The organism is Burkholderia sp. Bp9140, assembly GCF_003853425.1.
Classification (GTDB): domain Bacteria; phylum Pseudomonadota; class Gammaproteobacteria; order Burkholderiales; family Burkholderiaceae; genus Burkholderia.
In genome coordinates, this window is sequence record NZ_QTPQ01000002.1 from 216,668 (window position 1) to 238,864 (window position 22,197).

Annotated in this window: 18 protein-coding genes; 4 read left to right on the forward strand and 14 right to left on the reverse strand. The window is 62.9% G+C overall.

Features of this window, described 5'->3' with window-relative positions; translation table 11 throughout:
- Nucleotides 1-9: 9 nt before the first annotated feature.
- Nucleotides 10-1,281 (reverse strand): anthranilate 1,2-dioxygenase large subunit AndAc, encoded by a 1,272-nt coding sequence (gene andAc / locus DIE21_RS02610; protein WP_124495738.1) that lies wholly within the window; start codon nucleotides 1,279-1,281, stop codon nucleotides 10-12.
- 213 nt (nucleotides 1,282-1,494) lie between these two features.
- Between andAc and andR the strand changes: the two genes are divergently transcribed.
- A complete protein-coding gene (gene andR, locus DIE21_RS02615; protein ID WP_124495740.1) occupies nucleotides 1,495-2,451 on the forward strand; it encodes an anthranilate 1,2-dioxygenase regulatory protein AndR in 957 nt (318 codons plus the stop codon).
- Between the two features lie 237 nt (nucleotides 2,452-2,688).
- On the opposite strand, the gene DIE21_RS02620 is transcribed toward andR, so the two are convergent.
- Nucleotides 2,689-3,579 (reverse strand): LysR family transcriptional regulator, encoded by an 891-nt coding sequence (locus tag DIE21_RS02620; RefSeq protein WP_124495742.1) that lies wholly within the window; start codon nucleotides 3,577-3,579, stop codon nucleotides 2,689-2,691.
- A 91-nt stretch (nucleotides 3,580-3,670) separates the two neighbouring features.
- Here DIE21_RS02620 and DIE21_RS02625 point away from each other — a divergent pair, with 91 nt between their 5' ends.
- Genes DIE21_RS02625 through catC form a run of 3 tightly spaced genes read left to right on the forward strand, consistent with a single transcriptional unit; the run spans nucleotide 3,671 to nucleotide 6,077 of the window.
- On the forward strand, nucleotides 3,671-4,804 hold the full coding sequence (locus DIE21_RS02625; RefSeq protein ID WP_124495744.1) for a muconate/chloromuconate family cycloisomerase: 1,134 nt from the start codon (nucleotides 3,671-3,673) through the stop codon (nucleotides 4,802-4,804).
- A 36-nt stretch (nucleotides 4,805-4,840) separates the two neighbouring features.
- Nucleotides 4,841-5,743: a catechol 1,2-dioxygenase gene (gene catA / locus DIE21_RS02630; protein ID WP_124495746.1), complete on the forward strand. Its 903-nt coding sequence runs from the start codon at nucleotides 4,841-4,843 to the stop codon at nucleotides 5,741-5,743.
- Between the two features lie 43 nt (nucleotides 5,744-5,786).
- The gene (gene catC / locus DIE21_RS02635) at nucleotides 5,787-6,077 is read left to right on the forward strand and encodes a muconolactone Delta-isomerase (RefSeq protein WP_059448784.1); all 291 of its coding nucleotides are present in this window, start codon (nucleotides 5,787-5,789) and stop codon (nucleotides 6,075-6,077) included.
- A 47-nt stretch (nucleotides 6,078-6,124) separates the two neighbouring features.
- Here the strand turns inward: catC and tssJ are convergent, their stop codons facing one another.
- From tssJ to DIE21_RS02695, 12 genes are all read right to left on the reverse strand, one after another.
- Nucleotides 6,125-6,658, reverse strand: coding sequence for a type VI secretion system lipoprotein TssJ (gene tssJ / locus DIE21_RS02640; protein WP_124495748.1), 534 nt, complete (start codon nucleotides 6,656-6,658; stop codon nucleotides 6,125-6,127).
- A gap of 13 nt (nucleotides 6,659-6,671) precedes the next feature.
- The gene (gene tssG, locus DIE21_RS02645) at nucleotides 6,672-7,790 is read right to left on the reverse strand and encodes a type VI secretion system baseplate subunit TssG (RefSeq protein WP_260432263.1); all 1,119 of its coding nucleotides are present in this window, start codon (nucleotides 7,788-7,790) and stop codon (nucleotides 6,672-6,674) included.
- Nucleotides 7,787-9,598: a type VI secretion system baseplate subunit TssF gene (gene tssF, locus DIE21_RS02650; protein WP_124495752.1), complete on the reverse strand. Its 1,812-nt coding sequence runs from the start codon at nucleotides 9,596-9,598 to the stop codon at nucleotides 7,787-7,789. The genes tssG and tssF overlap by 4 nt, the downstream gene beginning before the upstream one ends.
- A 9-nt stretch (nucleotides 9,599-9,607) precedes the next feature.
- The gene (gene tssA, locus DIE21_RS02655; RefSeq protein WP_124495754.1) at nucleotides 9,608-11,191 is read right to left on the reverse strand and encodes a type VI secretion system protein TssA; all 1,584 of its coding nucleotides are present in this window, start codon (nucleotides 11,189-11,191) and stop codon (nucleotides 9,608-9,610) included.
- 8 nt (nucleotides 11,192-11,199) lie between these two features.
- Complete coding sequence (locus DIE21_RS02660) at nucleotides 11,200-14,937, reverse strand: ImcF-related family protein (protein ID WP_124495756.1); 3,738 nt, start codon at nucleotides 14,935-14,937, stop codon at nucleotides 11,200-11,202.
- A complete protein-coding gene (locus tag DIE21_RS02665; RefSeq protein ID WP_124495758.1) occupies nucleotides 14,934-16,217 on the reverse strand; it encodes a hypothetical protein in 1,284 nt (427 codons plus the stop codon). The genes DIE21_RS02660 and DIE21_RS02665 overlap by 4 nt, the downstream gene beginning before the upstream one ends.
- Nucleotides 16,218-16,220: 3 nt before the next feature.
- A complete protein-coding gene (locus DIE21_RS02670; protein ID WP_124495760.1) occupies nucleotides 16,221-16,478 on the reverse strand; it encodes a PAAR domain-containing protein in 258 nt (85 codons plus the stop codon).
- Nucleotides 16,479-16,492: 14 nt separating this feature from the next.
- Nucleotides 16,493-18,781 (reverse strand): DUF2235 domain-containing protein, encoded by a 2,289-nt coding sequence (locus DIE21_RS02675; RefSeq protein WP_124495762.1) that lies wholly within the window; start codon nucleotides 18,779-18,781, stop codon nucleotides 16,493-16,495.
- The gene (locus tag DIE21_RS02680; protein WP_124495764.1) at nucleotides 18,774-19,565 is read right to left on the reverse strand and encodes a DUF3304 domain-containing protein; all 792 of its coding nucleotides are present in this window, start codon (nucleotides 19,563-19,565) and stop codon (nucleotides 18,774-18,776) included. The genes DIE21_RS02675 and DIE21_RS02680 overlap by 8 nt, the downstream gene beginning before the upstream one ends.
- A 119-nt stretch (nucleotides 19,566-19,684) precedes the next feature.
- A complete protein-coding gene (locus tag DIE21_RS02685; protein WP_124495766.1) occupies nucleotides 19,685-20,449 on the reverse strand; it encodes a DUF3304 domain-containing protein in 765 nt (254 codons plus the stop codon).
- Between the two features lie 119 nt (nucleotides 20,450-20,568).
- Nucleotides 20,569-21,333, reverse strand: coding sequence for a DUF3304 domain-containing protein (locus DIE21_RS02690; protein WP_124495768.1), 765 nt, complete (start codon nucleotides 21,331-21,333; stop codon nucleotides 20,569-20,571).
- Nucleotides 21,334-21,452: 119 nt separating this feature from the next.
- On the reverse strand, nucleotides 21,453-22,193 hold the full coding sequence (locus DIE21_RS02695) for a DUF3304 domain-containing protein (protein ID WP_124495957.1): 741 nt from the start codon (nucleotides 22,191-22,193) through the stop codon (nucleotides 21,453-21,455).
- Between the last annotated feature and the right edge of the window lie 4 nt (nucleotides 22,194-22,197).

Below are 22,197 nucleotides of genomic sequence, written 5' to 3' on the forward strand. Positions count from 1 at the left end.
GCTCCCGCTTCAATAGCCCATCAGCTGCTGGTAGCCGACCCAGAACTTGCGGATCAGGCTTTCGGTGATCACCGTGTCCTGCTGGTCCGGATTGCCGCGCGACATCTCGATCACCGACGTCGCGTCGGCGTCGCGCACGGTACCGCGCTGCACCAGCTCGGTCGCCTCCGTGTCCTCCATCGAGATATAGCCGGCCGGCCCGACGAGGTTCGCCTGCTTGATGCGCAGCGCGCGCAGTTCGGGCGTGTCGTCGGCATAGCCGAAGAAGTGGAAGATCAGCTCGAAGTTGTCCGGCCCCTTCGGCAGGATCTGGCGCGCGACCAGCGTGTTGTGGATCTGCTGGATCACGAGCTGCGGGAAGATCGGCTGGATATGGTTCGTGCAGTCCTCGTCGTATTCCGACACGAGATCGAGGATCGACTCGTCTTCCAGATGGAAGCCCTCGTCGAACGAGCGGATGTTCTGCTGCTTGTACGCGGCCGACGTGTCGTCGCCCGTCTTCGTCACCGTGATGATGCTGTGCAGCCCATGGTTCGCATCCGGAATCGAGCGCGCCTTCATCCCGACACGGAAGATGTTGAAGGTCGTATGGAACAGATGCAGCATGCTCGCGTGATACGGATCCTTCACGTTCTCCATGTACAGCTTCCAGTTCGACTTCGAATACTGGCGCGTGCAGCCGAGATACTCGATCGGCTTGTGGAAGATCCGGTCGATCCACGGCCGCATCTGCTCGCCCAGATAGTCGGCCAGCGGCCCCACTTCATCGCTGAAGGTGGCGAACACGAGCCCGCGATAGCTGTCGACGCGCAGCTTGCGCAGCCCGTGCTGCTTCGGGTCGAAGTCGGCCGGCATCCCGGTCATCCCCTTCTGGCCGCGCCGGAACGGCACGCCGAGCAGGTTGCCCTGGTTGTCGAAGCTCCACTGGTGGTACACGCACGTATGCGAACTCGCGTTGCCGCGCGACTTGCGGCACACCTGCGCGCCGCGGTGCGCGCAGCGGTTCACCCATGCGGACAGCGTGCCGTCCTCGGTGCGCGTGACGACGACCGGCGTGTCGCCGACGAACGTGCTCTTGAAGTCGCCGGCGTTCGGGATTTCCGCTTCCAGCGCGACGAAGTTCCACGTCGGCCCGCGGAAGATGCGTTCCTGCTCGCGATCGTAGACCGCACGCGAACTGAACACCTTGTACGGTACGCGCGAGCCGTCGTCGTGCGGAAAACGCACATCGGACGCGTCGTCGCGCGCGGCGAATACGACGGGCGATTCTGTCTGCTCCATGTCGGACTCCTTGTGGTTCCGTTTCGTTGATTGCATGGAGCCGATTTTTGAAAAGCTAATATTCGGCGTCTATCCGGAAAGTGCGATTGCGGCGGCGCAATATCCACTTTCGGCGGATTTCTGCGCTAGCATGGCGGCACACGCGACCCGGCGCGCGATCGCGACCCATTCGTCGGATCGAAGCGCGTGTCGCACAAACCAAGGCTGAGGCCCATGTCCCCAACGTCGTTCGAGCCGCTTGCGCTGCGCGCGCACCGGCTGTTCGAATCCCGCGATCTCGACGAGACGCGCGAGCGGATCTCGCGCGTGATGCAGCCGCACGCGCTGCTGCCGAGCGGCCGTGTGCAAGGCGCATCGCACATGGATTTCGTCCGGCTCGGCGGGCTCGGGATCGGCACCATCGCGTTCGGCGACGCGATGCGCGTGCAGGTCGACGCCGTCGACGGCTATTACCTGCTGATGTTCTGCCTGTCCGGGCAGGCCGAGGTCCGCGCAATGGGGCGCCGGCTCGGCGTCGACGGGCAGACGGGCGTGCTGTGCGCGCCCGGCGAGCGCTTCGACGCGGTGCTGTCCGCCGACTGCGAGCAGTTCGTGCTGCGCATCGATGCGGCGACCGTCGGTTCGCTGACCGGCGACCCGCGCGCGACGCTCGATCCCGTGCTGCACATCAGCGATGCCGCGCTCGCCGCGTGGCGCCAGCAGTTGATGCTCGTCGCCCGCTCGCCGGAACTGCTCGAGCGCGCGAATGCCAACCCGCGCGTCGCGTCGCAGCTCGAGCACCTGCTGATCGACCTGCTGATCGAAGGCCACCCGCCGTCGGTGCTGAGTGCACGCCACGATCCGGCGCCCGGCTTCGTGCGGCGCGCGCAGGAGTTCGTGAACGCGTACTATGCGCAGCCGCTGCAGCTCGCCGATATCGTCCAGGCCGCCAACGTGCCGGAACGGACGCTGCGCGACGCCTTCCTGCAGTTCCGCGGGATGAGCCCGATGCAATACCTGCGCGCGACGCGGCTCGAGCATGCGCGGGAGCTGCTGCGCGGGTCGGTGTCCGAGCGACGGATCGCCGATATCGCGCTCGATTGCGGGTTCACGCACCTCGGGCGGTTCGCGATCGCGTATCGGGAAAAGTTCGGCGAATCGCCGTCGGAGACGCTCGACGGGAAGCGCTAGGCGGGCGCGCCGGCGTGCTGCCTGGCTGATTGTCGGCGTGGTCGGCTGGTCGGCTGGTCGGCTGGTCGGCTGGTCGGCTGGTCGGCTGGTCGGCTGGTCGGCGTGGCCGATCCGACCGATCGGCCTGCCCGCTCGCATCAGCGGCGAATGACGTCGCATCGCGACACCCTCCCCGCATTCGACCTGACGCGCCGAAATTGACCGTTAGTTGCGATCGATACGCAAACGGCCCCGCCCTTACCCGGCCGGCGCGATCATCTCCCGCGCGATCGCGCAGAACGCGGTCGTCGCGGCGCTTTCGCCGTGCAGCCGGCGGCTCATGATGATCGGCGACGTCGCCGTGGGTTCCGGCAGCCGCCGGTAGACGACGCCCTTCACGCGCACGCCCTCCACGCTTTCCGGCACCAGCGACACGCCCACCTGCGCGGCGACAAGCCCGAGCGCCGTCTGCAGCTCGCGCACCTCGTGCACGGCCGCCGGCACCAGCGCGCCGTCGCGCAGCGCCGACAGCTGCTGATCCGCGAAGCTCGGCCGCGGTGTGCTCGGATAGACGATCAGCGTCTCCTTCGCGATGTCCGCGAGCGTCAGCGGCCGGTCCGGATCGGCGAGCGGATGTCCGACCGGCAGCGCCGCGATCAGCTTTTCCTCGATCAGCGCCTCGCGCACGAGCTGGTCGTCGTCGAAGCGCAGGCGGCCGAACCCGACGTCGATCCGCCCGCCCTTCAGCGCGCCGAGCTGCTCGAGCGTGAACATTTCGATCAGCGACAGCTCGACGTCCGGGTGCGCCTCGCGAAATGCGCGAATCACGTCCGGCAGCGCGCCATAGAGCGTCGACGGCACGAAGCCGATCACGATCCGCTCCGACAGCTGCGCGAGCCGCCGCGTCAGCGGGCCGAGCTCGTCCGCCTGTTCGACGACGCGCGTCGCCTGCGCATAGAACACGCGCCCCGCGTCGGTCAGTTTCAGCGGCCGCGCGCCGCGCTCGAACAGCGGCAACCCGACCTCGTCCTCGATCGCCTGCAGCTGGCGGCTCAGCGGCGGCTGCGTCATGTGCAGCCGCTCCGCGGCCCGCGTGATGTTCATTTCTTCCGCGACGGCGATGAAGTACCGGAGCTGACGCAATTCCATTTCATGCCTCAAAGGTATGGAAGTAGTCGGAAAGAGTGTTGGACGACGCCGGGCGGGAATTCCTACCATGTGCACCAACAGGAGGAATCGCATGATAGCAACTGCCGCCACCATCGAAAGCATCGAGACGCTGCTGGTCGATGTGCCGACGATCCGGCCCCACAAACTGTCGGTCGCCACGATGAATTGCCAGACCCTCGTGCTGGTCCGCGTTCGATGCACGGACGGTATCGAAGGCGTCGGCGAGGCGACCACGATCGGCGGTCTCGCGTATGGCGAGGAGAGCCCCGAGAGCATCAAGGTCAACATCGACACCTACTTCGCGCCGCTGCTGCAAGGCATGGACGCGACGCGCCCGGGCGCCGCGATGGCACGTGCGCGCAAGCTGTTCCAGGGCAACCGGTTCGCGAAGTGCGCGCTCGAGACCGCGCTGTTCGACGCGCAGGCGCGCCGCCTCGGCGTGCCGCTGTCCGAGCTGTTCGGCGGCCGCACGACCGATGCGGTCGACGTCGCCTGGACGCTCGCGAGCGGCGACACGCAGCGCGACATCGCGGAAGCCGAGGCGATGCTCGACGCGCGCCGCCATCGCGCGTTCAAGCTGAAGATCGGCTCGAACGCGGTCGACGACGACGTCGCGCACGTGATCGCGATCAAGCGTGCGCTCGGCGAGCGCGGCGACGTGCGCGTCGACGTGAACCAGGCATGGTCCGAAACCGACGCGATCCGGGCCGGCGCCCGACTCGCGGACGCCGGCGTGAGCCTCGTCGAGCAGCCGATCGCCGCAACCAATCGCGCGGGGCTGAAACGCCTCACGCAGCTCGCGCAGATTCCGATCATGGCCGACGAAGCGCTGCACGGCCCCGTCGATGCGTTCGCGCTCGCGCAGGACCGCGCGGCCGACGTGTTCGCGGTGAAGATCGCGCAATCGGGCGGCCTGCTCGGCGCGGCCAGCGTCGCATCGATCGCGTCGGCGGCCGGCATCGACCTGTACGGCGGCACGATGCTCGAGGGCGCGGCCGGCACGATGGCGTCCGCGCAGCTGTTCAGCACGTTCGGCTCGCTGAAATGGGGCACCGAGCTGTTCGGCCCGCTGCTGCTCACCGAGGAGATCCTCGTCGAGCCGCTGCGCTACCAGGATTTCAAGCTGCACCTGCCGGCCGCGCCCGGCCTTGGCATCACCTTCGACTGGGCCCGCATCGAACGGATGCGACGCGACGCCCGCTGATCCCACACGACACGACAACCGAAACCGGAGACACAGATGAACAAGCAAGCCATCGACGCCCTGCTGAAGACCTTCGACGACGCCGCGGAAAAGCCCGGCAACCCGCGCGTGCGCGCGATCGTCAACCGGATCGTGAAGGACATCTGCTATACGATCGAGGACTTCGACGTGCAGCCGAGCGAGTTCTGGACCGCGCTCAACTACCTGAACGAAGCCGGCCGTGAATTCGGGCTGATCGCCGCGGGCCTCGGCCTCGAGCGCTTCCTCGACGTGCGGATGGACGAGGCCGAGGAGAAGGCGGGCTTCCAGGGCGGCACGCCGCGCACGATCGAAGGGCCGCTGTATGTCGCGGGCGCGCCGGAATCGGTCGGCCATGCACGCCTTGACGACGGCACCGATCCGGGCCAGACGCTGATCATGCGCGGCCAGGTGCTCGGCCAGGACGGCGCGCCGCTCGCGCATGCGCTCGTCGAGGTGTGGCACGCCAATCATCTCGGCAATTACTCGTACTTCGACCCGTCGCAGCCCGCTTTCAACCTGCGCCGCTCGATCCGCACCGATGCCGAGGGCCGCTACAGCTTCCGCAGCGTGCTGCCGGTCGGCTACAGCGTGCCGCCGGGCAGCAAGACCGAGCAACTGCTCAACCAGCTCGGCCGCCACGGCCATCGTCCCGCGCACATCCATTTCTTCGTTTCCGCGGACGGATATCGTAAGCTGACGACGCAGATCAACATCGAAGGCGATCCGCATATCTGGGACGACTTCGCATTCGCGACCCGCGAAGGGCTGATCCCGCAGGTCAAGCAGGCCGAGGGCGCGGAAGGCAAGCCGTATGGCGTCGACGGGCAGTTCGCGCTGATCGACTTCGATTTCTCGCTGCTCAAGGACAAGCAGGACGTGCCGGCGAGCGAAGTCGAGCGGGCGCGTGCGCAGGCCTGAGCGCCCGTCCCGTTCGACGCATCGATCACGCAAGGAGTACAGGATGCTGTTTCATGTGGAAATGACCGTCCGCCTGCCGGCGGACATGGATCCGGTCAAGGCGGCGACGCTGAAGGCCGAAGAGAAGGCGATGTGCCAGCGGCTGATGAACGAAGGTGTCTGGCGGCATCTGTGGCGCATCGCCGGGCAGTATGCGAACGTCAGCATTTTCGATGTGGAAAGCGTGCAGCAGCTGCATGATGTCTTGAGCCAGCTGCCGTTGTTTCCGTATATGGAGATGGAGGTGCGGGCGCTGTGCCGGCATCCGTCTTCCGTGCGGGAAGACGATCGGTAATTCAATGCGATGGATGCCGTCACGAAAAGACGGCATCCGTCGCGAAATCACCGCGTTTCCCTGACTCCCGGCATCGCGCCAGCCGCCCGCAAATCGTTCCTGGACAGTTCCAGCCTAAGCGGCTTTTCGGCGTCGAGTTTCTTCTTCTCGACGACTCGCTTCCAACCACCGTTTTCCCCGGGATTCCGATAAAGCGCCACGATCGCGACATAATTCGTCTCTCGCTGCATCGGCTGGGACAGGCTTGCCGACGCCCCCGGATTGACGACCGTTGACGTGTCGGCTTGCCAGTCCTGCGCAAGCACGGTTCGATCGTGCTTCAGCAGATCCTCGTAAGACGCGCCATCGAACGCCTTGCGATCCTTCAACTGATACACGCGCACCGCCACCGATGTCGGCCGCCCCGCTTCGTCGGGATTCAGTTCGGCGCGCGCCGTCAGATCCACGTTCAGCACTTTCACCTGTTTGAAAAACACTGCGCGATACGCGTTCGACGACGCATCCGACACCGACTGCCAGGCGCCGCAGCCCGACAAAAGCAATCCTGCAGCAACGGCTGCCACACTCATTCGATTGAACATTGAGACTCCGAAATCAGATCGTGCGACGCACGAGATGCGGGTTGGGTCGAGGCATCGGAAACGCTTCATAGACGCCTAACCCGATATCGATCAAACGCGTGTCCGACGACGGCAGGACGGTCGTCCAGCCGAGGCGCGGCGCAGGATCGGCGCGCCCGATCGAGACGACCGGTTTCGGGACGAATCCGGACGACACCTTCATTCGCACATGCACGTCGGCCTTGATGCCGACATACATCCGAATGAACGCCATCAGCTCACGATGCAGCGATGCGCCCGGCAACAGATCGTGCGCCTGCCGCGCGTCGGCAGGTCGCAGCGTGACACGCACCGCCCGACTCCGGTACGCAATGCGCTTGCCGAGCACGTAACCGCCGCCGAGACCGACACGCCCGGCGTCCTCGTCAGCGGCGGCGGCCGAATTCGTCGACGTCAACGGCCGCTGCTTGCCCGCGCTCGTCATGACCGCCCAGAATTCGTCGACGCGTACGTCGGCACCCGGCGCGGCCAGCGCGATGACGCCAGCCAGCCCTTCGGACGTCCGCGTGCGCTGAATCAGCAGACCGAGCAACGCAAGCATGCGCGACGCCGGCAATCCGGCACGCGAAGGCTTGTCGCCCCATCCGAATCCGGCCAGACACAACAGGCTCCGCGAATAGTCGTCGGTACCGCCGGCCTGGAAACGCTCCGGATAGCGGTATTTCTTCCATGCGCGATACAGCAGCGTCGCGATGCGATGATTGAACGGGTCGAGAAAGGCCTCGACCGCTTCATGCCCCTCTTCGCGCAGCGCAATCTCGTCGATCGTATGCGACGGCATCGCGGCATCGACGCCGTACAGTCCCATGAACGTGGTACGTACGGTCGGCGGTGCATCGGGATCGTCACGCTCGACCGCGGCCATCTCGCCTGCGGGAAAGCCCAGGCGCGGACGCGGACGAAACCGCACCGGTTCTTGTTCCGGCGTATCGCGCATGCCGAAACCGGGTGTGTCAGGGGCGCTCGCTTCGATGAGCCGACAGAACTGCATGAAGCTCATCTTCGGCGCACTCGCCAGCAATGCCGCGACGAATGGCGGAAGTCGTCGCTCGCCGGCCGTCACGATGCCATCCCGATTGAGCGCGTACTTCATAACGCCGCCCGGCTCGCCTTGCTGCGCGGCCATTCCGTTCGGACCTGGGCAGGCAGGCTGACGATCGCCAGCTTGGTGAACAGGTTGATCTCCGCATACGCCGCGAAGAACCGATGCAGCAGCTCGCCGAACAGCATCACGTCACCTTCGCCGGAAAACGCATGCGAATCGAGCGTGACCTCGATCAGCACGCCGCGCTCGACCGCGCCGCCCGACACTTCCTCGATCAATTCCTGAGACACGTGCAGGATGCCCGCGAGCCGGCGCCGGTTCAGCTCGTCGTCCGTCCAGTCGTACAGCGCCAAGGCGCCGCGCAACACTTCCGCGTTCATCATCGACAGGAAATTCGGCGCCAGATGCGACAGTACACGCCACTGGAAGCGATCCTCGGTCGGCGGATACAGCGGCATCGTCGGCGACACGAGATTACGCACGCCGGCGACGCTCTGCGAACTGACCACGACCTCTTCGAGACTCGCCTCCCTCAACCCCTTGCGCGGCAACATCCCGTTCGTGCCGGTCACGCGCAGGGACAGGCTTTCCTCGGGAAGCGTGTCCATCGTCTCCCATGCATGGCCGCCGAGAATCACCCAGGTTTCGTGCAGCCCCGACATGCCGGGACGCACCCGTGTATGGAAATAGCGCTCCGGCGCTTCGTGCCGCAGCATGCCGCCGCGATGCCGGAACGTGGCAAACGGCACGTACTCGTATCGCTCGGCCGTGTCGTGGTCGAACGTCGCAACCGCATCGACGGAATACGTTTCGACATGCTCGCCCTGGTGGCCGGCCGGAACGACGCGATACTCCGTTTCATGATGGTCGATCTCGATGGGCTCGGCGTCGAGTTCGAACAGGTTGATGACCGGTGTGCAGAACAGGCGCAGGTTCTCCGCGTTGAAACGCTGATCGGACGGATACGCATGTTTCAGCACGATCTCGAGTTCGAAACGCGTCGCGCCTTCCGGAAGCTTCGTCACATCCAGCCCGCACAGATCGACGAACAGGAACTTCTCGCGGAACGTAAAGTACTCGAGCAACAGCTGATACCCGGAAAACGCCGCGTCGGCCTTCGGCCACAGCCGTTCTTCCGTCGAAAACCCCGCAGGCTCGATCGTCACGGCGGTGAGCGGCACCGGCTCGCCGTCGCGAACTTCCGGGATGCGCCAGTGGATCGCGTCGACCTGTCGCGTCAGCGCGAGATGCATCGCGAATGCGGTCGGCAAATCCGCGTTCAAATGCAAACGCAGGCGGGACAGATCGGTTTCGTTGCGCAACGCCGAGCCTTCGAGCGCGAAACCGATCCGGATCACCGACCGGCCGTCATGGCGCACGCCTGGACCGGCATGCGTGATCGCGATCGGCTGGAGCGCAACGGGCTGCGTGGTCCGGTACCGGCACTGAACTGCCCGCGGCGCGGAACCGTCGCCGCCTGGCGACGGGATATTGACCGGTGCGGACCTGACGGGGATGCCGGCCGGCAGCACTTCGGTCTTTTGAAGCTTCTGCGCGAACGGAATCAGCTCGACGATCGACAGCGACGGAATCATTCGCAGATAGTGCGGCCACAACAGGCTGACGAGCCCCTCGGTCAGCTCGGGCAGTTCATCGTCGAGTTTTTGTCGAAGTCGGCCGGTCAGAAAGGCAAAGCCCTCGAACAGCCGCTCGACGTACGGATCCCGATCGCCGACGCGGTCGAGATTGAGCAGGCGCGCGCGATCGGGATGCGCCTTCGCGAATGCCTTGCCGGATTCGCGCAGGTAGCGCATTTCCGCTTCGTAGTAGCGCAGGATGGAATCGTTGTCGTTCATGGCGTTTCGTTACGAAAGAGTCAGCGCGCGTGCAGGATCGAGCACCGTCAGTTCGGCCTGCAGCTCGGCGATGCGACGCGTGAGCGCCGGCTTGTCCGCGTCCTTGCGGTTGCCCAGCGCCTTCAGCACCTTGACCAGTTGCTGCTTGACCTCGAACGTCAGCGCCGGCTCCCAGCGCATCAACGGCAACGATCGTGACGATGCATCGAGTTCGGCAAGGAGAGCGAGGGCCGCGTCGGGGCGGCCGGCGTGATCGGCCAGCCGGGCCATCACGAGCCGCTGCAGGTAGCGATGTCGATCGGTTTTCATGCCGGGTAGCGCCTCGAGCCATGCGAAGGCAGTCTCGACACCTTCGCGTGACGTCAGTTCGCGGGCCTGCGTCTCGATTTCCGGCCAGTCGCCGGCGGCATCGGCCTCGCTGTCTGCCGAGACGGGCAGCGGGGCGACCGCCTCCCCCGCCTCGAGGTCGCGCACGACCGCATGCCGTGCAATCCATTCGAGTGTCGTGTCGTCGGAGAATGGCGTTCCATCGCTGAATGCCAGCCGTTCGATACCCGGCAGTCTCTCGAGGAACAGCGCGAAGTCGGCGCGCAGCAGTTCGCGCCATGCGCTGTACGGCGTACCGACGTGGTCGAGCGCGACGTGCTGAAAGTACTGCAGGTCGAACCACAGATGATTCACGCCTTCCATGAACGCCCCCTCGACACGCTCCAGCAGCTCGTGCCAGTGCTTCTGCAGCACGAGGCGCTTCATCTGCTGACGCAACTCGGCGCGTGGCGGCGCCAGACGCGTATGCGACGCGGCATCCGACGGCGGCACGTCGTGCAGCGTGTCCCAGCGAATGCTTCGCACGAGCCGCACCGAGGGCAAATAGCCGTTTTCCTGATCCCTGAGCCACGCCGACATCGAGCGAGCCTGCTCGAGCAGGTCGCGCGCCGAAGTGATGGCGCCGCTCGACATGGACGCGAAAGCAGCCTTCGGGGCAGGCAATGCGTGTGGATCCGTGCCTCGAACCGGCTCCTCCTTGCGCTCGAAGCGAGTAACCAGCGGCTGCAAATTCGGGCGAGCGGCGTCCTGCCAGTTTCCCGTTTGTTCGATGAGCTCGTCGAGCGCGGCCAACGTACGCTCGAGATCGGCTTGCGCAAAGTCGCCGCGTGCGTCCAGCGCCTCGGTCACGCGGGCGGTTGCCAGCATTTCCAGCGCTGCCCGCTTCGCTTCGGCCCGTGCGGGCAGCACGGCTTCGCCGAACCGGTCGACGAGTGACGCGGCGAGTTCGAGCCCGTCGGCGAATCCCGCCGGCCCATCCTGGCGCAGCCGCGCAAATGCGTAGTAACCGACCAGACGAAGATCCTTGCCGGTTTCCTTGAGAAGCTGTTCGCATGCGCGAACGATCAGCCCGTCGTCGATTCCCGACAGCTTGGTCGCTTCGTCCTTCAGTGCGAAGAATGCGTCCTCGTAGCCGGGATCGCGGCCGTACGCGTGCTCGCCCGGTATAGGCGCGAGCCATGCCGACCAGGTGGACTGACGAGATGCGCGAAGCGAATCGATGCGGGAACCGCCGACGAGTGTCTTGACGAAATGGGCGAGCGTCATGGCCGTTCTCAAAACGCAAATGCATCGCCCAACAACCGGAGGGCGTGTCCAAAGGGTCTCGATGGCTCGTCGGCGGACATTGAAGTCGTCGCCAACGACGATACCGCCATGCCCGGATGGGTCCCGGGTTGCTTCGTGCCGGACGAGACAGGTTGCACGTCCGGTCGAGCCAATTGCGTCGCCGCGGATCGACGCGGTGCCGGTTGCGACATCTCGGTCATCGGCGCATCCCGCATCGACATGACACCCGGGAGCCCGGGCGGCAGCGGCACGGCAGCGTGCTTTGCCGCAGCGATCGCCGCCGCGGGCAACGGCGGCGGACTGGCCGTCGAACCCTTCGGCCCGACGCTCGTCGCGCCGGTCATGAAAATCCGTGCCGGCAACGCGAAATTGCGAAGCTGGAGCACATCGAGCGGCCCGGCACCCGCCTCGCTGCGCAACTGCACGCTCAGCGCAATACCCTGGCTCGTGTCCGGCGTCCACGTCAGCAAATAACGTGCGTTGTCTTGTTGCGTGACCTTCGCTCGTTCCAGCAGCCGGATCAGGCCGAAGCGCCCTTGTGAATCGAGCGCGGTACGCAATCCGCCCTGCTCGGTCCGCCACGCGATATGCGCCCGGTTTTCGAGCGACTGGCCGGGCCATTCGAACGGCGTCCATTCCTGCTTCTGGTTGAAGTAGTGCAATTCGCGGCCGGACAGCACGAATCGCATGTCGGTGACACCCGGCGTCGGCACCGCCTGCAATTCGTAGCGCACGCGCGCATCGCCGGACGGGAACAGCACCGTCGACGTGCGCGTGAGCTTGTTCAGGCCGGTCAGGAAGACGGGATCGATCGCCAGTGCACCGGAATCGGCCCCCTGCGAAGCAACCCAGCGGTCGCCCTGGCGCTCGACGACACCGGCCAGCTGCGACGTCACGAACTGCGCGATCACGCCGCTATCCGGACGCATGAAGCGCGCCATCTCGGGTAGCGACGCGTCGTTGTCGGAGTCGGCGAACGGATAGCGGCCGCCGAAGGTCTTGTTCCAGTCGGCCAGGATCGCGGTGCGCCAGATTTCGTTCAGGCTCGACGCGGCGGGCTGCACGATGACCTGCCATGCCTGATCGAACGGCGCACGGAACAGTGCGCCGAAACCGGACCACTGTTCGCCGAGGCTTGCGGCGACACGATTCGCGTAGTCGCGGCTGTCGGCGATGTCGGAGGTCTTGCCTTGCAACACCGACTGTGCGGCCAATCGAGCAACGGCGTCCGGGTCGGCGCTGGAGACGATTTGCGAGGTCTTCAGGCGCATGGCCGTGATGCGCTCCAGATAGCGGGCAAGGCTCAGGTCGCCCGTCGCGGCCATTTGAGCGCTGGCCACCTTGCCGTTGGCCGGCATGCCCAAGGCGAGATCGCTGCCGGTCAGGCGCAGGATCGGGCCGAACGCGGCGGCCAGCGGGGCGAGTTGCGGTTTGGCCTGCTTCGAAGGATCTTTCTCGTCGGCGCCGACGAGCTGTTGGGCCTTGCTGATCAGCGTGTCGGACAACGATTGCGTGCTGGCGCCCGTCCCCGCCTGGTAGACGATCGCATTCATCAACGCGACGAGCGGCGAGCGTTGCGGATCGCCGAGCAAGGTCAATTGATCGGCGGTAGCAGACAGCGTGGACGCGGGTTGCCAGCGCACGCTGTTGAGGAACTGGGCCCAGGCGCGTGCGTAGTCGTCGAAGTAGCGTTGGCGCAATTGGGTCTTCAGGGTGGATGAGGACTGGCCGGCGGCTTGGGCATCGGAGAGGACCCAGTCAACGGCGACGTCGTCGTGTTCGCCTGCTTCGTCGATCGCCTTCGATATGCGGTCGTCCCATGCGGCTCGCGTGAAGACGCCAGGCACGGTCGCCGATGCGTTGAAAAGGCCTCGGCTTGACACATCGCCGAGCAGCGTTGCGAGCGATACGGGTGGATACTTCGGTGCCGCGTCGTCGAGGATGTGCTGATAGATCGAGTCCGACGAGTTCTGGATGCCCCGCACGCCGATCACCGTCTGCCGTGTCGACGCGACCAGCCCGAGGTCGGGCACGATCGGCTGAAATCTGCCTTGCTGCAAGTGGCTCGTGAAGAACGCGATAGCGTGCTGACGTAAATCCTCCCAGGTACCCGCCGACAGCGACGAATTGCTCGGGCGCGCAGGCATCGACGTCGCCATGAGCTGCGGTGTCAGGAATGCCGCCACGGCACGCTCGGGCTTCGCAAGCATCATGTAGGCCTTGAGCGTGTCATAGGCAGCCTGTACCTGCGCGTTGCCGCCGCTGGCAATCTCGGCGTCCGACAGCGATGCGAGCTGATGGAGGCGCGCCTCGAGCTTCTGACGGATCGGTGCAGCGAGGATGCGGTTCGCTGCGACGGAGTAGCCCGGCCATATCATGTCCAGCAACAACCCGTCACGATTCATGCCGAACCTTGATGTCCAGGGCGCTCCGGCACGCAGATGCTCCTCCAGCGTCTCGATCTGCCGGTCCAGGCTATCGAGGGCTTGCATGGCCACGGCGCGATCTCGAGCCGCGTTGAGCTTGGTGAATGTCGCCGCGATGTCCACGATCCTGGCGCGATTGCCGAACCCGGAAAACATCGCGCCCATGATCCAGCAGCAGACGAAGATTGTCGCGAGTCCAGCGGCTGCGACCGACCATGAGAAGCCGACTCGCCACCCGCCGATCTTGCGGCCGTGCTCACCAGCGGCTTGCCATATCGTTCGATGTCGAAGCACCGGTACCTGCTGGCCGTCGCTCGCCCCGTCGGGAATCGACGCCAGTAATTCCCGCTCCGCAAACAACGGCGCAAACAACACGCCATGAATTTCCTGTCGCCAGACGCGCGATTCACCGGCTTTCGTCACGAATTCCGAAAGCGCACTTCGGCGCACCGAAATGTGCTGTGACAGTCTGGCCCGGTAACTATCCAAAACGTCCTTGGCGAGGGACGCAACGCCCGTGTCGGCGAGGTCGACCGAAAGCCGTTGCAACCGCTCGTCGACTTCGTCGACGCCCACGCGCCGGTTCCCCCAGGTGAAACCAATCGCCTCGTCGATACTTGACGATTCGCCACCAAAATCGGTAACGCCCAGCAGGTATGTCGGCGACGCCCAGCGCAACGCACGCGCATGGCGGGCGAGTTGACCGGCAAGCGTGTGAACGTCGAACGTTCCGACTGCGGCGCTACGGTCGGGTGCTATCGCCACGGTTGCATCGACCGGTCGGCGGCGGCGCAGGCGCCGGATCTGATCGAGCCATCCGGTATCGAGCTCGTCGCCTTTTTGCGTCGCATAAAGCAGCACCACGTCGCCGGTGACGGCATATCCGGTGTCGACGATGCCCGGTGCCAATCTCTTGACAAGCGGCTCCTCGCCGACGATCAGCACCCACCGTTCACGATAGCGCCACGGCCAGCCATGGCGTTCGACCAGCGTGCGCTTGAGCATTTCCGCTCGGACCCGTGCGTAATCGGTCTGGCCTTCGTTGGAAGTCGGGGATATGCGGTGACCACGGTCGTGCAGCCATTTCCGCACTGCACGCCATGCGTCGGCGCCCCGTGATGATTCGGCGTGACGAAAGGCCAGTACCAGGATCACGAATGTGATACTCAGCACCGCGATGGCGGTCCCGCGCTCTGCCGGGGTCAAACCGACGGAATGCGGTCGCATCCAGACAAACAGTCCGGCCAGGACGACCGCGATAAAGGATCCGAGTAAATCGATATTGAATTTCCGGTTCATGCCAGCGCGTGTGTTTTCTTTGATTCGTTATCGATAACCGTCGTCACTGCGACGAACGTACGGTCTTCCAGACGTTGTGCAACAAGTTGCGACGTCGACGACGCTTTGGTTTGGTGCAAAGCGCAGGCCGCCGCAAGCCAGCCGGCCGAAGCGCCCACATGTCCAACCGTGCGGTTCAGATCGAATTCCCGTGCTGCTTCGCCGCTCGCCTTTTCCTGCCCCACCTGCCGAAGCGTGGCGTGCAAACGGCCGACGGTTTGCCCGTCGAATCCAGTCGTCCATAAAGCGCCGATCGCCCCCGGATCGACGCTTCCCCAGCGAAGCGCATAAGTCAACGCATGATCAAGGTCTCCGTCGCTTGACATCCGCGGCCTATGCAAGGCTGCCACGGGCTGCAACCTGAATCGCGATGCAACCGGTACCGAAGCCAGCAACAAGCCGACACCCGCCTCCGCTGTACCGTCGGCCGGTTCCTCGGCGATCACGTTCCTCAGCGTGATGGAGATGACCAGTGACGCACGGCGCGTCAGCGGCCCTCGTTCATCGTCGAGCCATGAATCGATCGCCATCAAATCCAGGGATTCCGGTGCCCGGTCCGCATGAGCGGACCGAAATTTGCGGTCGCTCCATTTCTTGCGCCATAGCTCGATCGCATCCATCTCCCCGGTGTAGCCGGATACATCGAGCCACACGCGAAGCGGCAATTCTGCCGGGACAACCGAAATCGATGCACTCAAGTCGTTCAGCAACCGACCGTAAAGCCAGTCGAGGACGATCTCCTGACGTTCGGAATCGTTTTTGGCCAGACGTGCATCGATCGGCGCGAGCCATCGAGCCTTCATCGACCCGTTTTCCTCGTGCGTCGATGCCCTTGCGTCCAGCTTCAAGGTTCCGGCGACGATCGCGTCGACGTCGTTTTCCACGTCGTTTTCCGTCACGCAAATGGCGGTACCCAGAACGAGCACCGGAACGCTTTCCCTCTCGAACGCGCTTTCCGTATATTGCTTGCAGGCTGCGTTCCATGCATGCACGCGCAGACGGCGCCCCTCGTACATGCTGAAGGGCCGGGATGCGACGAGCGCCGCGAACCCGACCGGATAAACCGTCACGCTGACCCAGAACCACGGTGTCCGCGTCGGCTCCGCGGGTGGCCAAAGGATCAGCACGGCGAACACCCCGAGCAAGGTCAGCACCAGGAAAACGATCGTCCATACGAACCGGGATGGCGGCGTGTCCGGAATCGGCTCTTCAGGCGGCAGCCTGGAAAAATCCAGCGCCACGGCTCAGTAGCGCCCGCTGTCGGGAAGCGAAGAAATCAACCGGCAGCCGCACTCGCAAGGATCATCGTGCTGTGCGACTTCGCGATCGTCGTCGAACGCACCCGACGTTGCTGTTGCGATCCGGTTATTGCCATGCCTGGGACACGTCACGGGATCGTGAACGCGCGCAATGGGACGGTTCATGAAAGAACAGGTAGCCGAGCCGGCCGTTACGTTACCGCCGCCCGTATGACGATCTCCTACCCGAATGATGCCTGCCATATCTATCCTCGAATTTACCAAGTTCCGCTGCTGCCAAGCGACGTGGTCGACTGGCTCGGCGATCGGGCAGGCCCGGTTGGCCGAGCGCCAGGCGACATCGCTTCGGTCGCTTGCCTGACACGCTCCCCGTGTTTTTCATCACGTTCGCGCTTCTTTTCCTCGTTGACGTAGTCGCTGCTTCCGAACGTGTCCGTCGCACGCGTCTGGAAGTACAGCGTCGACGACAGCATGTGGTCATGCCAACTCGTCAGCATCGTGTCGTGGACCAGCAGATCGAACAGCGCCATGACCTTCGGGGGCAACGGGTTCTTGCCGCTCAGGCCCATCTTCCATGCCTGAATCAACGACTCCTGCTCGGGCGTGAGCATCTCGGCCTCGAATACCCCTATGCTGAACTCCGGATCCGCGTCCCAAGGCAACGTCCCGTCTTTCTCGCGTTCACGCATGACATCGATTGATTTCTGCACACCGGTTTGCCTGGACTGTCGCTTCGACAGCGCTTCGAATTCGCTCTCGATGCGCTCCCAAACACCGACTGACGGGCGCGCTTTCTCGATACCCGTGTCTCGGCCGGAAAGCATCTCGGGCAGGATGGCGTCCTGCCAGCGTGCATAGGCCTTGCCAAGCGTCCCGCTATCGACCGGCGGGCGTTGGTTACGTAGCGCCACATAAGCCGCTTCGGCTTCGTTCCGTTCCTTCAGCATTTCCCGGTGCCGGGCAGCGAGCTGGTCGAAGCGACTCGTCACCGTCGCGCGGAATGCGGGCGATTGATAGCGAACCGCCATCCAGCGCAGGAAAACCTGCATGTGCTCGACGAAATTCAGACGCGCGACGTGGGGGACTATCTGTCGGTAAGCGTCGATCAGTTCGCCGATTCTGTAGGCCGTCTTGCCATCCGATATCGGTTGTGCAAGTGTGAATCTCTGAAGCAATTCCGGCTTCCATTTCGCCATGTCCTCCATCGTGTCGAGCACGACGCCATGCGAAATAGCCTCGTTCAGCATGTCGCGCAGGACAACACGCTGCAGCTCCGCACGTGCTCCGAGCATTCCAGGCGGCGCTCCGCCGGTGATATCTTCGCTCGTTCCCGGATAGAGATATTGCAGGCCTCGGGTTTTCTCCAGACTATCGAGTCGCTGATAAAAACGCAGCTCGTGAGCAGCCGCGAAATGCACGCACCGTTGAACCGATGCCGGGACCGAGAGTTCGCGGTCGCCATAGTTCTGCTTGAGCAGGCCCAGTATCGGGACCATGCCGAGCAACGTGTTTTCCTCCATCAGCGAAGAGACAGCATCGAGCAGCCCGAGGAACTTGATCTCGACGGGAATCACGGTGTAATTGGGATCCTTCGGATGGACAAAGGCCAGCGTCGTGTCGGTCGGATGCTTGTACTTCCGTGTCAACTCGTTCGCCAGCGCTCGAGCGAGGACGCAGCCACGATCCGCGCCGAAGATGGATACCTGAATGCGCTGAATCTTCGGCATCTTCTGCCTGACATCATCAATCGCGTTTTCAAACTGGTTCAATGCAGCCGTCAATCGATCCTCGACGCCAGTTCCGAATGCGCGCGCGACCGCACGGTTGTCTCTGAACCACGGAATGGAATCGATCCCGACGCTGAGAAACACCGACTTGGCGGTGCTCCAGCCAATCGATAGAAAATTCTTCTTCGTATCGTAGAGAATCGCTCGGGTAGCGGCTCGACCACGACGAATCCAGCGATTCTCGCGGTAGAGACTCAATACTCGACCGACATTGCGCGGTGCGTTGGCAACCGATTCGGCCAGATCGTTGAACGTCTTCGCGATCGGTCGATACGAAAATTCCTTGATCCCTTTCTTGAACGCATCGGTGAGAGCACCCTTGGGGTCGATCGGGAGTCGATCTACTCCGGTCGCTTTTTTTCCGACGCTTGCCGCCGATGTTTTTGCGGCTTTGACGCTTTCTCCTGCAAGCTTCCAAACTACCGATTCAGCCAAACCATCTCGGACATCGCTGTTCAGTTCCGTGCCGAGGCCGGAGAAGTAAAATCGATACCAAAATTGGTTCGGTACACTTGGACGACGTCGATCGGTAATATTTCGATGCGCCTCCCACAGACGGCACACATTCGAGTAGCGTGACGAACTCTTATCATCAAAGTCACGATGGCGGCCAAATCCATCAAAGAAAAACCCCATGTGGACCACGGCTCCACAAGGAATACAGGCGTCGTGGGGATAGGCCCTACGACTCTCTCCAATCGCGGCCCGGACTTCGACCGGCGTTTGATCATCAGGATCAAGGTATGCATTTTCAGCCACGATCACCTCCAGTCGGAACAGAAGTAAATCGATTACCTTTGATCTCCTTTAGTACGGATTCGGGAAGCTTATTCATCGCATCACTAAACGCCCCTGGCTTTCCCTTCGCCTCCTTCAAGATCTGCTGTACGGCCGGATGCTCGTCGAACTTCGGATTAACAAGCTGCGTGTAGTACACGTACTGCTCCAGATCGGACGAGTCAGTCAATCGATACTTCAGCCAACCCTGTGAAGCCACCTTCGCGGTCCGTCTAAACGCCACGGCCATGTCGGCATCGTCCGGATTCGCCGCCTTGCCGTACTTCGTTTGCAACCAGTGATCCACTTCCGTGTAGTCGATCCTCGTTCCGCTCATGTCGTGCCGGATTTCGAACTCGATGTGATCGTCCGGATAGAAGTGCACCGCCAGCACCACGTTCCCCGCTCCCCCCGTGACTTTTGTCGGCGGAAACCTGACCTCCGTCTTCTTGTGGATCTTCTTGATCGGTGCGTACAGATCCTTGATGGCCTCGTCAGCGTCGTAGACTTCCCAATCGACCGTGAACTCCGTTCCCTTCAACTTGTAACAACAACTCAGGCTACCCGCACCTGCGCTCGGCGGCAGGTCCCCCCCGCCACTCGCCCTGTTGCCAAACTTGTCTCGGATCGTGAACTCGCTGAGGTTGAACGGTGTGTAGTTCAAACCCATGATGCTGACGCCGCGGTACGTCGGCTCCGACGAGAACGCATCACATCCGGCCAGCACTAGCGTGACCGCCAGCAAGACGACGAACCGTTTAAACATTTTGGGAACTCCTCCAACGCAAGAACACAATCCAATACAACGCTCTACTAAGCACGCAATTCATCCCCGACTGCCAGGAGAACCGTCATCGATCCAATGCGGATGCCACTCGGCTGCGTTTAATCAAAGCGACTTCCCCTGATCTCTCGAACAACAGCGCCAGGCAGGCTTTCCATCGCCTCACCGAAAGCACCAGGCTTTCCCTTCGTCTCCTTCAAGATCTTCTGCACGATGGGGTGCTCGTCGAACTTCGGATTAACAAGCTGCGTGTAGTACACGTACTGCTCCAAATCGGACGAGTCAGTCAACCGATACTTCAGCCAACCCTGTGAAGCCACCTTTGCAGTCCGTCTAAACGCCACGGCCATGTCGGCATCGTCCGGATTCGCCGCCTTGCCGTACTTCGTTTGAAACCAGTGATCCACTTTGGTGTAGGCGATCCTCGTCCCGCTCATGTCGTGGCGGATTTCGAATTCGACGTGATCATCCGGATAAAAGTGCACCGCCAGCACCGCGTCTCCCGCTCCACCCGTGACTTTTGTCGGCGGAAACTTGACCTCCGTCTTCTTGTGAATCTTCTTGATCGGCGCGTACGGATTCTTCATGAACTCATCCTGGTCATACAGTTCCCAGTCGACCGTGAACTCCGTTCCCTTCAGCTTGTAGCAACAACTCAGCCGGCCCGCACCTGCGCTCGGCGGCAAGTCCCCCCCGCCACTCGCTCTGTTGCCAAACTTGTCGCGGATCGTGAACCCACTCAGGTTGAACGGCGTGTAGTTGTGACCCATGAGGCTGACACCGCGGTACGTCGGCTCCGACGAGAACGCATCACATCCGGCCAGCACCAGCGTGACCGCCAGCAAGACAACGAACCGTTTAAACATTTTGGGAACTCCTCCAACGCAAGAACACAATCCAATACAACGCTCTACTAAGCACGCAATTCATCCCCGACTGCCGGGAGAACCGCCATCGATCCAGTGCGTATGCTACTCGGCTGCGTCTAATCAAAGCGGTTTCCCTTGATCTCTCGAACAACGGCGGCAGGCAGCGCCAGCATCGCGGCACCGAATGCACCCGGCCTTCCCTTCGTCTCCTTCAAGATCTCCTGTACGGCCGGATACTCGTCGAACCTCGGATTAACAAGCTGCATGTAGTACACGTACTGCTCAAGATCCCTCGAGTCAGTCAATCGATACTTCAGCCAACCCTGTGAAGCCACCTTCGCGGTCCGTCTAAACGCCACGGCCATGTCGGCATCGTCCGGATTCGCCGCCTTGCCGTACTTCGTTTGCAACCAGTGATCCACTTCCGTGTAGTCGATCCTCGTTCCGCTCATGTCGTGCCGGATTTCGAACTCGACGTGATCGTCCGGATAGAAGTGCACCGCCAGCACCGCGTCTCCCGCTCCCCCCTTGACTTTCGTCGGCGGAAACTTGACCTCCGTCTTCTTGTGAATCTTCTTGATCGGCGCGTATAGGTCCTTGATGGCCTCGTCAGCGTCGTAGACTTCCCAATCGACCGTGAACTCCGTTCCCTTCAGCTTGTAGCAACAACTCAGCCGGCCCGCACCTGCACTCGGCGGCAAGTCCCCCCCGCCACTCGCTCTGTTGCCAAACTTGTCGCGGATCGTGAACCCACTCAGATTGAACGGCGTGTAGTTGTGTCCCATGAGGCTGACGCCGCGGTACGTCGGCTCCGACGAGAACGCATCACATCCGGCCAGCACCAGCGTGACCGCCAGCAAGACAACGAACCGTTTAAACATTTTGGGAACTCCTCCACTGCAAGAGCACAATCCAATACAACGCTCTACTAAGCATGCAATTCATCCCCGACTGCCGGGAGAACCGCCATCGATCCAGTGCGTATGCTACTCGGCTGCGTCTAATCAACGCGACTTCCCTTGATCTCTCGAACAACGGCGGTAGGCAGGCTTTCCATCGCCTTACCGAATGCACCCGGCCTTCCCTTCGTCTCCTTCAAGATCTGCTGTACGGCCGGATGCTCGTCGAACTTCGGATTCACAAGCTGCGTGTAATACACGTACTGCTCCAGATCAGACGAGTCAGTCAATCGATACTTCAGCCACCCCTGTGAAGCCACCTTCGCAGTCCGTCTAAACGCCACCGCCATGTCGGCATCGTCCGGATTTGCCGCCTTGCCGTACTTCGTTTGAAACCAGTGATCCACTTCCGTGTAGTCGATCCTCGTCCCGCTCATGTCGTGCCGGATTTCGAACTCGACGTGATCGTCCGGATAGAAGTGCACCGCCAGCACCGCGTCTCCCGCTCCCCCCTTGACTTTTGTCGGCGGAAACCTGACCTCCGTCTTCTTGTGAATCTTCTTGATCGGCGCGTACGGATTCTTCATGAACTCGTCCTGGTCATACAGTTCCCAATCGACCGTGAACTCCGTTCCCTTCAACTTGTAGCAACAACTCAGGCTACCCGCACCTGCGCTCGGCGGCAGGTCACCGCCGCCACTCGCTCTGTTGCCAAACTTGTCGCGGATCGTGAACTCGCTGAGGTTGAACGGCGTGTAGTTGAGACCCATGATGCTGACGCCGCGGTACGTCGGCTCGGACGAAAACGCATCGCAACCGCTCAGTATCACCACTACAACCATCGCC